This is a genomic window from Herpetosiphon sp. NSE202 (assembly GCF_042688385.1).
Classification (GTDB): domain Bacteria; phylum Chloroflexota; class Chloroflexia; order Chloroflexales; family Herpetosiphonaceae; genus Herpetosiphon.
This window is the reverse complement of the sequence record NZ_JBHUPY010000009.1, coordinates 1-15,010: the sequence shown is the minus strand read 5'-3', so window position 1 is coordinate 15,010 and position 15,010 is coordinate 1. Positions and strand designations below refer to the sequence as shown.

Sequence of the window (15,010 nt, the reverse complement as noted above, 5' to 3'; positions counted from 1 at the left end):
GGTTTGCAACGTCACTGTTTTACCAGTGGCGTTTTTCGTGTACCATTTGGCATGAACCTCAGATTGCATGGTGCTGTATGAATCGTCAACGAATAATTGGGCTTGCTGGATTGCTTGGGCTAGCGGTGTTGATCTTAATCTTGCCGCACAGCCGTTTTTGGTTTGCGGCGCTGGTTTGTACGCTGGCCCCAGGCTACCTGCTCGAACGCTGGTTGGATTTGGAGCTAGCGCCATTGGTGCGCCCAAGCCTCTGGATCGGCCTAAGTTTGGCGGTTTGGCCACTGGGCTATGTCTGGTTAACCACGTTTGGCCTAGCGCTCAGCGTTGGCATGATTACCTTTATCGCCTTTGGCTTAGTTGGTGGAGTCGTTTGGCGCATCTGGCGCGAGGGCGAACAGCCTTGGGCCTTGCCAGCGCCGGTGCCAATTCTTGGCTTGGCGTTGTTGATTGTAAGCTTTGCGATTAGCACCAGAATTAGCCATATTCGCAACGTCGCGTTTCCGCCGTGGGTTGATTCAATTCACCATGCCACGATTATGCGGGTGATTGCTGAGATTGGCCAAGTGCCCTATTCGTTGCGGCCTTATCTGCCAGTTGATAATTTTGGTTATCACTGGGGTTTTCATTCGACTGCTGCCACAATCTATAACCTCAGCGGCATGAGCATTCCGCAATTTATGCTGTGGTATGGCCAATTTTTAGGTGTGTTGATTGTAATTTCGGTTGGCAGCGCGACGATTGGCCTCACCAAAAGCCCAATTGCTGGTTTAGCTGCTGCGACGATGACGGGCTTTATCTCGATTATGCCCGCCTATTATCTGAGTTGGGGTCGTTATACCTTGCTTGCTGGCTTGGCGATAGTTCCAGTTGTCTTGCTGTTGGCGTGGGTTGCGATGGATCGCAGCGATCGTAAAGGCCTGATTTTATTAACGATTAGCGTTGGTGGGCTGTTGCCAACCCACTTTGTGGCTGCTGGCTTTGCTTTGTTATGGTGTGTTGCGGTCTGGTTGGGTCGCGATGTTTGGTACGAGCAACGCTGGCGGGTGCTGGGCAATCAAGCGGCAGCAGTTGGCATGGCAATTTTGTTGATGTCGCCATGGCTGGCCTTATTGATTAGCGAAATTCAACCTGTTGGCAGTGGCACGCCCAAACAACTGGTTGGCGGCGGCTACAACACCTACGAAGCCGCTAAAGGCTTATATTGGACATGGAATAACCTTCAGATCTTCTTGGTAAGTTTGTTGGCGGCTTGGGTTGGCTTGTTGAAACAATGGCGTTTGGTATTGATTAACAGCCTTTGGGCGCTGTTGGTGATGTTATTTGCCAATCCAGTTGTGCTTGGTTTGCCGTATCTCTCGTTTTTCAACAACAACATTGTGGCCTTGGCAATTTTTCTGCCGATTAGTTTGTGGTTTGGCTTTGGGGTTGCTTCATTGGACCAAGGCTTGAGCCAACATCTCAAAGTGGGCGTGGCCCGAGGTTGGCGCGCGATTCGCACTGCAATCTTGGCAATAACTGTGCTGATTTCGGCTAGCAAAATGCATAACGTGATCAACGATGGCACAATTATCGCCAAAGCCGATGATTTAACCGCCCTGAATTGGATTGTGCAGCGCATTCCCAAAAATGCTCGTTTTGCGATTAACACTGAGGGCTGGCTCTACAACGTAGCTCGCGGGAGCGATGGCGGCTGGTGGATTTTGCCCTATGCTGGCTTGCAGCTGAGCACGCCGCCGGTGGTTTATAACCAAGGAACCTTTGAGTATATCGATGCAGTTGAGGCAGAGACAGGCTGGTTGCGCAGTGCCAGCGATAAAACTGCGAGTGAGCTAGCCCAGTGGATGCGTGAACATAAGTACGATTACGCCTATGCGACGATTGATGGCAAAATCTTTAATCAAGCCAAATTAGCCAATACGCCGGAATTTGAGTTGGTCTATGAAAATGCGAGTGTGGCAATTTATCTGCGGAAATAAGCGAGGCTAAGTGTTGCCTAGCCTCGCTGAGGAAGCTTAGGCAGCAGTCGTTGCTGCGTAGGGCAATAAATCGTAGCGCTCTTGTAAGCGATCGATATACATCATTTGATAGAGCACCGCATCTTCGACATGATCATGGCGTTGGCGCAGATGCTCCAATTCTTGATGTTTGTTTGTATCGTGAGTAGCGTCTAATTGTTGTTCCAAATCGACGACAGCATGTTCAAGATCATCGAGTTCCCATACGAGATCTTGCAGTTTGCTGCGCTCATCTTTGAGTTGACGCAAAAGCTGAGTATGGGCAGCAGGCAATCGCATATGCATTGGGAAAACCCTCTTGGTAAGTAGAGAAAGTGCCACTAGCTAAAGCTTAGAAAGTGCAATAGGTTACTTAACAACCTTGCTGCTTCTATCATATCATGTTCCAACAAGAGACTTTGGTATGATTCGGTTAACTCCAAATGGGTAAGCAAGCGCTTATCCAACGGGTGATAGCGGCATGAAGCGCGTTAAACCAAACCCAAGCCGCTTGAGTATTGGCCTGGGTTGTTGATAGATGTTCATTTTTTAGCGCTCTATACTTAATAATTAAAGCCCAAAGCGTGCATGGCGCTGCTTATTTGGCCATTTCGCCTTCGCCAATGCGGCCACCATAACGGCGTTCGCGATTGCCAAAATTGCTCACGGCCTCGCGAAATTGGTCGGGGCCAAAATCGGGCCACAGCAACGGAGTCATGTAATATTCGCTATAGGCTGCCTGCCAAATCAAAAAGTTGCTTAGGCGTTGCTCGCCGCTGGTGCGCACAATTAAATCGGGGTCGGGAATGCCCGAGGTATACAAGTGGCCGGCAATCATCTCGTCGCTAATTTCGTCGGGATTGATGCCTTTGGCGACAATTTCGCGCACTGCATTGACAATATCGGCCCGTCCGCCATAGTTGAAGGCGACCGAAAGGGTCAAGGCTGTATTTTTTGCAGTCATGGTAATGGCATTTTGAATTTTTTTGGCTAGCGCTGAATCAACGCCATCGAGCGTGCCAAGTAAGTGCAAGCGCACCCCTTCGGCGTGCAACTCGCGCAACTCGCGGTCGAGATATTCGGCCATAATCCGCATCAATCCGCGCACTTCCCACGATGGGCGCTTCCAATTTTCGGTTGAAAAAGCATAAATCGTGAGGTAAGGAATGCCCAAGGCAATCGCCTCGCGCACAATCCGTTTGATATTGCCTGTGCCAGCATGATGCCCTGCCAGACGGGGGAGGCCACGGCCTTGTGCCCAACGGCCATTGCCATCCATAATTATTGCCACATGGCGGGGAGCGATAGCAGTTTCAAGTTGTTGTACGGTCATAGATCTAAAGACCTCATCAATTTAAGCGTTTGTCTAGCATTCGTTGTAGGGTAACGAATATACTACCATTGTTGCAAGCACTCGCGTGCAATCCATGCGAAACTAGGCTGATCGACTCTTTTTCGCAAGTGAGGGCATGGCGATGTTACTCAAAGGGCTTATTTTAGGCTTTTCGATTGCCGCACCAGTTGGGCCAATTGGGGTCTTGTGCATTCGACGCAGCTTGGTTCATGGTCGCTTGGCTGGCTTTTTATCGGGCTTGGGTGCGGCGACTGCCGATGGATTGTATGGTTTGCTGGCGGCGTTTGGCTTGGCGGCAGCGCTTAATAACGTCAATCAAGATTCAGGTTGGTTGGTTGGGCTGCGAATTGTGGGCGGGCTATTTCTGGGCTATCTGGCGATTAAAACTATGCTCAGTCGGCCTGCAAGCGCTGCGGCAACTGCCCAAGCAGATAATTTGTGGGCGATGTATGCCTCGACGCTCTTTTTGACCCTGACCAATCCCATGACAATTTTATCGTTTGCGACGGTGTTTGCAGGCTTGGGGGTTACGGCCTACGGCTGGGAGAGTGTTTGGTTGGTGGTTGGGGTAACGCTTGGCTCGGCCTTGTGGTGGCTGCTGTTGAGTGGCGGCGTGAGCCTCTTGCGTGAGCGAGTGCAAGGCTACACGATCTGGATTAATCGGATTTCAGGTGTGATTATTTTGGGCTTTGCGCTGGTGGTGTTGCTTGGCTGATGCTTAAATACAAAGCGGGTGTTGGTTCAAAACCAACACCCGCAATTTCAAAAACTATTGTTTGCCCATTTTTGCTTTGAGGGCAGCCAATTCATCTTCGACAGCGGTATCGCGTTCGAGGTCGGCAAAGCGAGCTTCGAGCGAGCCACCTTCGAGTTTTGACATCGCATCGGCTTGAGCCAAGCGATCATCGACCCGTTCTTCCATTTGGGACAATTTATCCATCGCATTGAGGTTGCCCAAACCTTGAACGGTGCGTTGAATCGCTTCTTGAGTTTCGGCGCGATTCTTCTTGGCGATAATCAATTCTTTCTTGGCTTTGGCTTCTGACAAGCGTGATTCAAGACTGACCAAGGCTTTTTGGAGTTGTTCCACTTGCTCGTCTTGTTGTTCGTATTGTTGGCGATAGGTATCGGCCATTTTTTGAGCATTGGTTTTGCGGCCTAAGGCAGCTTTTGCCAATTCATCGTCGCTTGCACGAACCGCAGCTTCAGCCTTGGATTGCCATTGATCAGCTTCGGTTTGGAATGTCACCATCTTGTTGTGCAATTTGGTTTCATCGGCCATGGCGGATGCAACAGCGGTTTTGGCTTCGTACAGTTGTTCTTGCAATTGCCGCATGTACTCGTTGACCATTTTTTCAGGGTCTTCGGCCTTATCCAACATCGTATTGAGATTAGCGCTAACCAGATCGCGAACTCGACTCAACAACGACATAGGAATTCCTCCTTAGCTAAACACAAAGACTGTGTGAATTTCATTCTAGCACACCGCGCTGGCGGTTCTCAAGTAGTACGCGCCTTTTTCCAAAAAGTTACAAGGGTTTTTTGGATGGTGTGCCAACCGTGCGTGGATAGGTCAATGGGGTTGTAGCTATTTTGTCGACGACGACAAGTGAACGGACAGGCTCGGCTGGAATGTTGACATTATAGACCGCCCGTAATTGACCTCCAAGAATGGTTATGGCCTGTTCTGCATCTTGCACTTCAGGCTCAATTTCAAAGCCTTTTGGTGCAAGCCACATGCCACCGATTTTGCACAAGGGCAAACAGTATTCGGCGAGCGTTGCCAAATTGGCCACCGCGCGGGCGGTAACAACCTCAAAATGCTCGCGCCAACGCCGTTCGCGGCCAACAACTTCAGCGCGTTCGACCTCAACCAGGACATGGGCAAGCTGCAATTCTTGGGCCACATGGCGCAAAAATTCGGCCTTCTTGCCAATTGATTCAATTAATAAGACTTCGGTTTCGGGCCACAAGATTGCCAAGGGAATACCCGGTAAGCCTGCGCCAGAGCCAATATCGGCCAAGCTTGCTGGCGCTTGTTGGCAGGTTGTCGCCAGCGAAAATGAATCCAACAGGTGACGCTTCGTTACTTCGGGTAAGGTCGAGGGCGCAACCAAATTCATGCGCTCGCTCCATTGGGTCAGTAACGTCACATACTGTTCAAGGCGGTCGATTTGGCTGGCGGAAAGGGTTAGTTCCCACTCAGCCAAGGTGGTTTGCAGTAGCTCACGATCAATCATTTTTGTTTTGATAACCTATAGTGCATTTCGGCTTGCTCGAATAAGCCTAGATTATCATAAACCCGACCGATTGCTGCATGGAGCAGTTGCGGGCGACGGCTGGTTGGCAGTGCTGCCTTCCATTGCTTCACCGCAGCGGCGGGAAAATCGCGGTCGCTATACATTTGGGCCAGTCGTTCGCGATCAAGCTTGCGTTCAGGCGTAAGAAAATTCTCGAAGGAATGGCCGCACTCGCAAATCCAATTTTCGCGCACATCGAGCACATGGCCACAATTGGGGCAATCGAAGGTTTGTTCGGTGCCACAATTGCTACATTCGCCAGTGCTTTGGGTTGGCGTGCCACAAAATGCACAGGGCGCTTCGAGATTTTGCGGCGGCTTAGGCACATTGCTGGTTGGGCTGCTCGCGACCGCGCTTGGCTCGGGGCTAACATCAGCGACCATTGGCGCAAACCCAAAGCCTGGTAGCGGCTGATCAAGCTCGATTGGCAGGGGTTGAAACATTTCCGCAGGTGGCTCATCGAAACTTACTGGATTGTTGATCACCGGAGCTGGCGCTGAAGCAATTGGTGCTGGTGCTAGTGGCGGATTTGGCTCGGCTGGTGGCCGGTGTGGCTCGAAGGTCGAAAGAAAATCGGCTGCTTCGCTTTGGGCTAGCTCTTCAAGGCCACGCCGAGCAGCAATATTATCGGGATTGATTGAAAGCACAATTTGCAGACAGTCGCGTTTTTGGGTGCGCGTTTCGACAACACCGCTGAGCCACAGCCAAGCGGACTCGTTTTTGGAATCTGTCAGGAGGACTTTTTGCAGATGCTGGCGAGCAAGCTCACGTTGGCCTGCGCGCACAGCAGCGATGCCTTTGGCAAGTTCATCATCGATTGTCATAACGGTAATCCATCGCTAAAAAGACATTCATTGGCTATTTTTAAGGATACACCGATTTTGACATAGATTTGGCTTGATGCAAGTAAAGATTGGCTAAGGAATTAGGATTGGGCCACTTGGCGATGAAATTCGGCCTCTTGGTTGCGGCCAATCTTGTCGTAGGCTTGGGCCAACTTTCGGTGCAACATCACCACATGCGAGCCATCTTTGAGCGCGCGATCCCATTGGCGGGCGGCTGGTTCCCAGCGCTCCATCAAGGCATAGCGTTGGCCTAAGCCTTCGTGATCGATGCCATCGGGAAAGAAAATGTAGTGGCGTAAACCCTCGCCGCATGGGCAGCGGGTGGTTTCCCATAAGTTAATTGTACTATCACATGAGGGGCAGGTGAGAATCGTATTTTCGCCACAGACTTGGCAATCGAGCTTGCTACTATCGGTATCCGAATGACAAAATGGGCATTGAATCAATGTGCCATTACTGCTAGCAGCCATTGAGATGGGAGGAGTTGGCTCTGGCATGGGCGCAGGTTTATTTTGCACTTCGAGCGCTGCGATGCCGCGTTGGGCTGCTTCGTTGCTGGGATTGATCAACAAAACCCGCACGAGGCAATCGCGGCGTTGCTCAGGCGTATCAACAATTGCGCTCATCCAGAGCCACGCTAGTTCGTTTCGTGCATTGAGTGCTATCACTTGGGTCAGAAAATCACGGGCTGTTGCGCGTTGGCCTGCTTTGGCGGCAGTAATCCCTTCAGCCAATAAATGCGTTTCATGCACGGACGACATAGGAACTCCTTCTATCGATAATCTAGCGTGGTTCGAGTGCGATCCATTCTTGCACTGGACTAGCCACGTCATTGCTTAATTGCTGGTGGTGTAACTCCCCTGCGTGAAATGACGAGCGGATGAACGGCCCGGCAAAGGTGGCACGAAAGCCCAATTGCTGGCCATAGCTGCGATACAAATCATAACGCTCAGGGGGAATATATTCGCTGACCGCGACATGGGTCAACGATGGTTGTAAATATTGGCCAATCGTGACCAGCTCTACCCCAACCTGTTTGAGATCGTCCATGGTTTGGTAGATTTCGCTGGTTGTTTCGCCCAAACCCACCATAAACCCCGATTTGGTGCTGATTTGGGGGGCGAATTCACGACTGCGAGCCAATAAGGCTAATGATCGATCGTAATCGCCTTGCGCGCGGACACTTTTAAAGACGCTGCGCACGGTTTCGATATTATGATTGAGCACGTGTGGTTCAGCATCCAAAACTGTTTTGAGGGCATCGGCATCGCCCTTGAAATCGGGAATCAAGACCTCGATTTCGGCCTCAGGCAAGCGTTGGCGAATGGCACTGATCGTGCGGGCGAAGTGGCGTGCGCCACCATCCTTCACATCATCGCGCGCGACGGCGGTTACCACCACATATTTTAAGCCCAAGCGTGCCGCAGCTTCAGCCACGTTATTTGGCTCACGTGGGTCAAGCGGAAAGGGCTTGGCGGTGGTTACGTCACAATAATGACAACGCCGCGTACAGCGATCGCCGCCGATCATAAATGTGGCAGTGCCTTGGCCAAAACATTCGGCGATATTAGGACACGAAGCTTCTTCACACACAGTATTGAGATTGAGATCACGCAGCAGTTGGCGGACATTGCGCAACTCTGGTGAAAGCACGGGTTTGCGTAACCACTCTGGTTTACGCTGACGATGCGGTGTTGATGGCATACCAACCTCACGTTAAGCAGCACATGCAGCAGTGCAAGTGACGGCAGACGAATGTGGTTCCAGCTTGCCTAAGCCAGCGATAACCCTCACTCGCTATTGTAAAAAATTATTTAAGCGATTGCGATAACCCAAAAGCACCACTTTGGCCTAACGGCAATCCTGCCCATATGGGGGACATCGGAGCGATTTTTAGCGCAGGCGAAAGCCAAAAAGCTCAAGGATCGGCTTGGTAATCTGCGCCAAGTATAGCACGAACTTAGTTCATTGAACCAAGCGGCTGTGCTATAATTTAACGAGATGTGGCAAGCAAGGAACTGGTGTTTTTATGGCCAAACAACGTACAATTTTCGTGTGTCAACAATGTGATGCACAGTTTCCCCGTTGGATGGGCCGCTGTACCGAATGTGGCGCTTGGGATAGTTTGGTTGAACAAATTGTCACGAAGTCAGCAGGTACGACAGGCGGTAGTACCCGTTCACCTATAGGAGTGAGCGAGCCATTACGCTTGCCGGATATTCAACTTGGTGATGTGCAACGCTTGCCAGTTCGTGGCAGTGAATTTGCGCGTGTGCTTGGCGGCGGGATTGTGCCCGGCTCGTTGGTGCTGATTGGCGGCGACCCTGGCATTGGTAAATCGACTTTGCTGCTCGAACAAAGTGCTGCTTTGGCCGAAATGGCGGGCGATGTGCTGTATATTTCTGCTGAAGAATCGCAGCAACAAATTAAGTTGCGGGCTACGCGGCTTGGTTTAGCTGCTGAGCGTTTATATATTTTGGCTGAAACCAGCCTTGATACGGCGATTGCCACCATCGAACGCATGAAACCAGTCTTGGTGATTGTCGACTCGATTCAAACCGTGTATAGCGAAGATGTGACTTCGGCGGCGGGCAGCGTTTCGCAAGTGCGCGAAGGCGCGTTGCGGCTCCAGCGGGTGGCCAAGCAACACAATATTTCCATTATGCTGGTTGGCCACGTCACCAAAGAAGGCGCAATTGCTGGGCCACGGGTGCTTGAGCACATTGTTGATGTCGTGTTGTATCTTGAAGGTGAGCGCTTTCATCAATATCGTTTGTTGCGCAGCGTCAAAAATCGCTTTGGCTCCACCAATGAAGTTGGGGTTTTCGAGATGAATCAAGGTGGGATGGTCGAAGTTACCAATCCATCGCAGATTTTCTTGGCTGAGCGCAGCACCAACTCGCCTGGTTCGGCGGTGGCAGTGATGTTGGAGGGCACACGTCCATTGTTATTAGAAGTGCAAGCCCTGACAAGTCACACCGCCAATGCGCAACCGCGGCGTACCGCAAATGGCTTTGATCAAAACCGATTGGCGATGATTATTGCCGTGCTCTCAAAGCGGGTTGGTGTGCCATTGTTCAATCAGGATATTTATGTTAATGTGGTAGGCGGTTTGAAAGTGACCGAGCCAGCGATCGATTTAGCGGTAGCTACGGCGATTACTTCATCATTTCGTAACCAGCGCGTTGAACCAAATACCGTCTTAATTGGTGAAATTGGGCTTTCGGGCGAATTGCGTTCGGTAAGCCAGCTTGATCGGCGCTTGAACGAAGCTGCCAAGCTTGGATTTCATAATGCAATTGTGCCGCAGATCGATGCCTTACCGCAGATCGACGCGTTTCAGGTTACTGGCATTCGTTCATTAGTTGAAGCAGTTCGCGCTGCTTTAATTGGTGCGCCGCGACCATCACCTGGTGAGCCGCCAACCGCGAAGGCAGCAACTGACCATGATGATTAAGCGTGAATTGTGGATGTGCTCACGAGGAGATTTATGACGATTTCGGAAAAAAAGCCTGTCAACAGAAATCGCTTACTTAGCATTGATTTTTGGGTTCGAATTTTAGGCATGATCTTGCTGGGCTATGTTGGTTGGTATTTTAGCTCACGTTCAGCGAGCAATCCTCCTACTGAAGATGAAATTTTAGCAATGCAATTGCTCACCCTTTCTGGTGCGGGCTTGGGCTTGTTAATTACCCATCGCATGATCTTATACCCAATTCGCAATGTAAATCAACGTTTGCGTAAGAGCAGCGCTCAAGAATTGATCGCTTTGGGCTTGGGCACGCTCTTGGGCGTAGTAATTGGCGCACTGTTAGCGGTTCCACTGAGCAATTTGCCTGGGTTACTCGGCAATTATTTGCCAGCAATTGCTAGTTTTTTGGCAATCTACTTTTGTGTGCTGGGTTTTGAATATCAAAAGAAAAACTTGGCTAACTTTAGCGTTTCGTTGCAAACTGCCAAAGCGCGTCCAGTTAAAGAAGCTGTGCCAATGCGCCGAACCTGTTTGGTTGATACAAGCGCGATTATCGATGGACGGGTCTTGGCAGTTGTGCGCAGTGGCTTTCTTGATGGCGTGTTAGTGGTGCCGCGCTTTGTCTTGAACGAATTGCAGCTGTTGGCTGATTCGAGCGATGATATGAAGCGCATGCGTGGCCGGCGTGGCCTCGATATGCTCGAAGAAATTCGCAAAGACGACCAACTGCGACTTGAAATGCCCAACGAAGATATTGCCAATGCACGTGGAGTTGACCAAAAATTGGTCACCTTGGCCTTACAAGATGGCCATGCCTTGATTACCAACGATAAGAACTTGAGCCAAGTGGCTGAATTGCAAGGCGTGCAAGTGCTCAATTTAAATGTGCTTTCCGATGCTGTGCGACCACCAGTGGGCGCTGGCGAAATGTTGGTGGTGAAAGTGCGTGAAGAGGGCCGCGAGCGCGAACAAGGCATTGGCTATCTCGAAGATGGCACGATGGTTGTGGTCGAAGATGCCCGCGAACGAATTGGCGACGAAGTTCGGGTGATCGTCAGTCGGGTTTGGACCAACGATCGGGGCCGTATGGTCTTTGGCCGAATTATGGGTAGTGCTGGGGCATTTTACGGGGGCAAAAACGATGCGGGCAATTATCCAGCGCGTAGCTAGTGCCAGCGTCACCGTTGCTGAGCAGATCGTTGGCCAGATTAACGCTGGACTCTTAGTGCTGCTGGCAGTTAGCCCCAGCGATAGCACTGACGATTTGCGCAAACTTGCCGATAAAATCCTCAATTTGCGCATCTTCCCCGATGACCAAGATCGCTTTGATCGTTCGTTAATCGATTGTCACGGCGAATTATTGGTGGTTTCGCAATTTACGCTCTATGCCGATACCCGCAAAGGCCGTCGGCCATCGTTTGTTGGTGCGGCAGCGCCAGCCTTGGCCGAGCCAATGGTCGAGCAGTTTATTGCCTATTGTCGTGAGCAAGGCGTTACGACTGCTAGCGGTCAATTTGGCGCAGCAATGCAGGTGCAACTGATCAACGACGGGCCTGTGACGATTATTTTGGATACAGCGGAGTGGCAACATGGCCGAGGCTGATGAGGCAGAGCAGGTTTTAGTTCAATTGGCGCAAAGCCTGCATCGCCATCGGCTGAACGGCGTAGCCCAATTGTTTCTGCGATCGGGCCATGTTGCCAGCATTGTTTTGAGCCAGCTGTGTTTATTTGGCCAAGCGTTTGTGCCAAGCCCGCTACGACAGCGGCTCGCAAGCTATGCCAATGCCTTAGAAACCGAGGCTAGTTGGCAGCGCTTAATTGAGCATCTGAATGCCCTAGAAAGTTGACAAAGCATTAACGATGGGCTACACTCAGCGCAATTACGCCTAGTAGCCTACTTGCTGCAATCTGTGTCTGTTGTGAGGGCCAACCCGTGTCTCCTTTTGAGATTCTTGTCGTGTCACTCATCTTAACCCTAGCAATTGCCTTGCCCTTTGTGTATGCACGGCTAGTTACTGGTGGACGTAAGATCAACCGCCGCCCTCTTCCCCCAATTGACCTGATCAATAGCGCTTTGGCGCGGGCTGCTGAAACCGGCCAGCCAATTCACGTTTCGCCTGGCAGTGGCTCGCTTGATGGCTCAACAATCAATCCAGAAACTTTAGCTGGTTTGGTTTTGGCCCAGCGCATCACCGACATTGCGGCACGACGTGGGGCAGGAATTTCGGCCTCAAGTGGCGATCCAATTGCCCATTTGGCGTTACGCGGCACGGTTCGGCGTGCCTATCGCGATGCTGGCTACAGCGAAGATTATCGGCCCGAACTGATTCAAATGCTCGCCGCAAATGATCCAATTGCCTTTTCAGTTGGCTTAAGTAATCGCGTTACCAGCGAACCAATGGAGGCCAGCATTACAGTTGGCTCATTTGAACAAGGCTACTTGTTGTTTGCCGAGCCAGGCCGCGCCAATAATATTTTGCAAATTGCTGGCACGACTGATCAGCAAGCCCTAACCGCAGCCTTGCTGACTGCCAATGGCACGTTGTTAGGCGAAGAAATCTATGCCGCCGAGGCCTATATTGCCCCAACACCGTTGGGCTTTGCTCGCATCTTAACCCATGATGTCCTGCGTTCGGTCATTATTGGGATCATTATTTTTGGAATCATTTTGGTTTCTTTAGGCCAATTAGCAATCTTGCCACAAGATTTTCCATTGCTGCCTAGATAAAGGATGGGTGGGATGCGTCGAATTGACCTGCTCCGCAATCCAAAGCGCTTAATTCCTATTTTGATCGGCAGCGTTGCCGGTATTTTCGTTTTAATTGATCGGCTTTTTCCTGGGATTGGCAGCATTGCCAATGGCAGTCAAATTTTGCTCAATTGGGCAACCGTGATTGCTGCCTTTGCATTAATTGCTGGTTCTGCCAATGTTATTATTCATCATATTAAACGTTTAGCCTCAACCGATCCCAAACGCTGGTATAGCATTGCCTTGCTGTTGGGCGTGATTATTCCGCCTGCCTTAGCCGTGTATGGCTATAGCACCCAAGGCCGTGCCAATGTCTTGGAACTTGGTTTGTTTCAAGATGTGATTCGCTGGGTCTATGCTCCAATCAGCATTAGCCTCTTGGCGTTGCTCACATTTTTTGGTTTAACTGCGGCGATTCATGCCTTTGGGGCTGGTCAACGCGAAGCCATTATTGTGGTCAGCGTTGCCTTGCTCTTTCTGGTGTTGCAATTGCCAGTGCTTGCTGGGCTGCCCTATTTGGGCGAAAGCTTGGCCTGGATTCAACGCTACATTGTGATGGCTGGCCTGCGCGGCCTCATCTTTGGGTCGGCAATTGGCGCTATCGTTGCCAGTATTCGCATCTTACTTGGGATTGACCTCCCATATTTGGATCGCTAGGAGGCGGCCTCAATGAATTGTCCTCGCTGTGGCACGCCCAATACTCCTGATCGCCAATTTTGTAGCCAATGTCAAGCACCTTTGGCCGTAGCGCCAACTGCTAGCAACGATTTACCGCCTTGGCTTCAGGATCTTGATCAACAACAAACCGTTGTGCCAGCCAAACGTGGCACGTCGAGCCTCCCACCGTGGTTGCAAGCAGATAGCCCTGCGCCACCAGCCGCTCCAAGTGCCGAAGCAATTCCTGCTTGGTTGCAAGAGTCGGCTGCGCCACCACCAGCCCAAAACGCTGCCGTTGCTCCTGCTAATAGCGAGGAGCTTCCGCCATGGCTGCGCGATTTGCAGGCAACTACACCCGCAATTCCAGCTGATGAGCCATTGCCAGCAACGCCAAGTCCTGAGCAACCATTGCCAAATTGGCTCTCAGATCTCCAAGCGCCTTCGAATGCTCCCGCGGCTCCAGCGCCAGCACCAAGTAATGATATTCCATCGTGGTTGCAAGGCACAGTTGAATCGGCTCCGGCAGCAGCGCCAACGCCAGCGGCGAGCAATGATATTCCATCGTGGTTGCAAGGCACGGCTGAATCGGCTCCGCCAGCAGCGCCAACGCCAGCAGCAAGCAATGATATTCCATCGTGGTTGCAAGGTACAGTTGAATCGACTCCGCCAGCAGCGCCAACGCCAGCGGCGAGCAATGATATTCCATCGTGGTTGCAAGGCACGGTAGAATCGGCTCCGCCCACAGCGCCAACGCCAGCGGTGAGCAATGATATTCCATCGTGGTTGCAAGGCACAGTAGAATCGGCTCCACCAGCGGCTTCAACGCCAGCGGAGAGCAATGACGTACCGTCGTGGTTGCAAGGCACGGTTGAATCGGCTCCGCCAGCGGCTCCAACACCAGCGGCGAGCAATGATGTACCGTCGTGGTTGCAAGGCACAGTAGAATCGGCTCCGCCAGCGGCTCCAACACCAGCGGCGAGCAATGATGTACCGTCGTGGTTGCAAGGCACGGTTGAATCGGCTCCGCCAGCGGCTCCAACACCAGCGGCGAGCAATGATGAAGAACCAATGCCCGCGTGGTTACAGCAATTACGCCCTAGCGAGCCTGCACCGCCGCCAAGTATTGCATCATTTGCTGAAGATAACGATGAACCGGTTATTGCGCGCCGCGCCGGAACTGGTAATTTGCCCGATTGGCTCAAAGATTTTGATACCGAGCCACCAGTTGTCCAACTATCTGATGTCGATTTAAATGCTGCTGGCCCAAGCGATGATGTTCCACCTTGGCTAAAACCAGCAACCGCACCATTAAACACACCTTCACCAGCAGCACCACCAGCCGCCAGTGCGGGCGATGATGTGCCCGCGTGGTTGCGCGGCGACTTGGCTGATGCAGCGCCACCAGCAGCACCAGCAGCGAGCGGCGATGTGCCGTCGTGGTTACAAGCTGACGCTCCGGCTGCACCACCAGCCGCCAGTGCGGGCGATGATGTTCCGGCGTGGTTGCGCGGCGACTTGGCTGATGCAGCGCCAACGGCCCCAGCAGCGAGCGGCGATGTGCCGTCGTGGTTACAAACCGATGCTCCGGCAGCACCAGCAGCCAGTGCGGGCGATGATGTGCCCGCGTGGTTGCGCGGCG

General features: G+C 51.8%; 16 protein-coding genes. 9 read left to right on the top strand and 7 right to left on the bottom strand.

Annotated elements, in window-relative coordinates:
- The first annotated feature begins 77 nt into the window (after positions 1 to 77).
- The gene (locus tag ACFMKP_RS11935; protein ID WP_382292096.1) at positions 78 to 1,976 is read left to right on the top strand and encodes a hypothetical protein; all 1,899 of its coding nucleotides are present in this window, start codon (positions 78 to 80) and stop codon (positions 1,974 to 1,976) included.
- Positions 1,977 to 2,012: 36 nt separating this feature from the next.
- On the opposite strand, the gene ACFMKP_RS11930 is transcribed toward ACFMKP_RS11935, so the two are convergent.
- Entirely contained in the window at positions 2,013 to 2,300 is a 288-nt protein-coding gene (locus ACFMKP_RS11930) for a hypothetical protein (protein WP_110520442.1), read from the bottom strand.
- Positions 2,301 to 2,592: 292 nt separating this feature from the next.
- Positions 2,593 to 3,327 carry a polyprenyl diphosphate synthase gene (gene uppS, locus ACFMKP_RS11925; protein WP_382292093.1) on the bottom strand — a complete coding sequence of 245 codons (735 nt, stop codon included), beginning with the start codon at positions 3,325 to 3,327 and terminating at the stop codon, positions 2,593 to 2,595.
- 136 nt (positions 3,328 to 3,463) lie between these two features.
- On the opposite strand from uppS, the gene ACFMKP_RS11920 reads away from it, so the two are divergent.
- Positions 3,464 to 4,063: a LysE family translocator gene (locus ACFMKP_RS11920; RefSeq protein WP_382292091.1), complete on the top strand. Its 600-nt coding sequence runs from the start codon at positions 3,464 to 3,466 to the stop codon at positions 4,061 to 4,063.
- A 54-nt stretch (positions 4,064 to 4,117) separates the two neighbouring features.
- On the opposite strand, the gene ACFMKP_RS11915 is transcribed toward ACFMKP_RS11920, so the two are convergent.
- From ACFMKP_RS11915 to lipA, 5 genes are all read right to left on the bottom strand, one after another.
- Positions 4,118 to 4,780: a PspA/IM30 family protein gene (locus ACFMKP_RS11915; RefSeq protein WP_054536778.1), complete on the bottom strand. Its 663-nt coding sequence runs from the start codon at positions 4,778 to 4,780 to the stop codon at positions 4,118 to 4,120.
- 97 nt (positions 4,781 to 4,877) lie between these two features.
- Complete coding sequence (rsmG, locus tag ACFMKP_RS11910) at positions 4,878 to 5,588, bottom strand: 16S rRNA (guanine(527)-N(7))-methyltransferase RsmG (RefSeq protein ID WP_382292089.1); 711 nt, start codon at positions 5,586 to 5,588, stop codon at positions 4,878 to 4,880.
- Entirely contained in the window at positions 5,585 to 6,472 is an 888-nt protein-coding gene (locus ACFMKP_RS11905; protein WP_382292087.1) for a hypothetical protein, read from the bottom strand. The genes rsmG and ACFMKP_RS11905 overlap by 4 nt, the downstream gene beginning before the upstream one ends.
- Positions 6,473 to 6,573: 101 nt before the next feature.
- The gene (locus ACFMKP_RS11900; protein WP_382292085.1) at positions 6,574 to 7,254 is read right to left on the bottom strand and encodes a tetratricopeptide repeat protein; all 681 of its coding nucleotides are present in this window, start codon (positions 7,252 to 7,254) and stop codon (positions 6,574 to 6,576) included.
- 22 nt (positions 7,255 to 7,276) lie between these two features.
- Positions 7,277 to 8,197, bottom strand: coding sequence for a lipoyl synthase (gene lipA, locus ACFMKP_RS11895; RefSeq protein WP_382292083.1), 921 nt, complete (start codon positions 8,195 to 8,197; stop codon positions 7,277 to 7,279).
- Between the two features lie 325 nt (positions 8,198 to 8,522).
- Here lipA and radA point away from each other — a divergent pair, with 325 nt between their 5' ends.
- The 7 genes from radA to ACFMKP_RS11860 all read left to right on the top strand — a co-directional run.
- Positions 8,523 to 9,950, top strand: a complete 1,428-nt coding sequence (gene radA / locus ACFMKP_RS11890) for a DNA repair protein RadA (RefSeq protein ID WP_382292081.1) — start codon at positions 8,523 to 8,525, stop codon at positions 9,948 to 9,950.
- 33 nt (positions 9,951 to 9,983) lie between these two features.
- The gene (locus ACFMKP_RS11885) at positions 9,984 to 11,135 is read left to right on the top strand and encodes a PIN/TRAM domain-containing protein (protein ID WP_382292079.1); all 1,152 of its coding nucleotides are present in this window, start codon (positions 9,984 to 9,986) and stop codon (positions 11,133 to 11,135) included.
- Positions 11,107 to 11,568, top strand: coding sequence for a D-aminoacyl-tRNA deacylase (dtd, locus tag ACFMKP_RS11880; protein WP_382292077.1), 462 nt, complete (start codon positions 11,107 to 11,109; stop codon positions 11,566 to 11,568). The genes ACFMKP_RS11885 and dtd overlap by 29 nt, the downstream gene beginning before the upstream one ends.
- Entirely contained in the window at positions 11,555 to 11,812 is a 258-nt protein-coding gene (locus ACFMKP_RS11875) for a hypothetical protein (RefSeq protein ID WP_204753776.1), read from the top strand. Before dtd ends, ACFMKP_RS11875 begins: the two co-directional genes overlap by 14 nt.
- A gap of 86 nt (positions 11,813 to 11,898) precedes the next feature.
- A complete protein-coding gene (locus ACFMKP_RS11870; protein ID WP_330218473.1) occupies positions 11,899 to 12,693 on the top strand; it encodes a DUF6754 domain-containing protein in 795 nt (264 codons plus the stop codon).
- 12 nt (positions 12,694 to 12,705) lie between these two features.
- Positions 12,706 to 13,371: a hypothetical protein gene (locus tag ACFMKP_RS11865; RefSeq protein WP_382292075.1), complete on the top strand. Its 666-nt coding sequence runs from the start codon at positions 12,706 to 12,708 to the stop codon at positions 13,369 to 13,371.
- A 12-nt stretch (positions 13,372 to 13,383) separates the two neighbouring features.
- A partial coding sequence (locus ACFMKP_RS11860; protein WP_382292073.1) for a zinc ribbon domain-containing protein occupies positions 13,384 to 15,010 on the top strand: 1,627 nt, incomplete at its 3' end.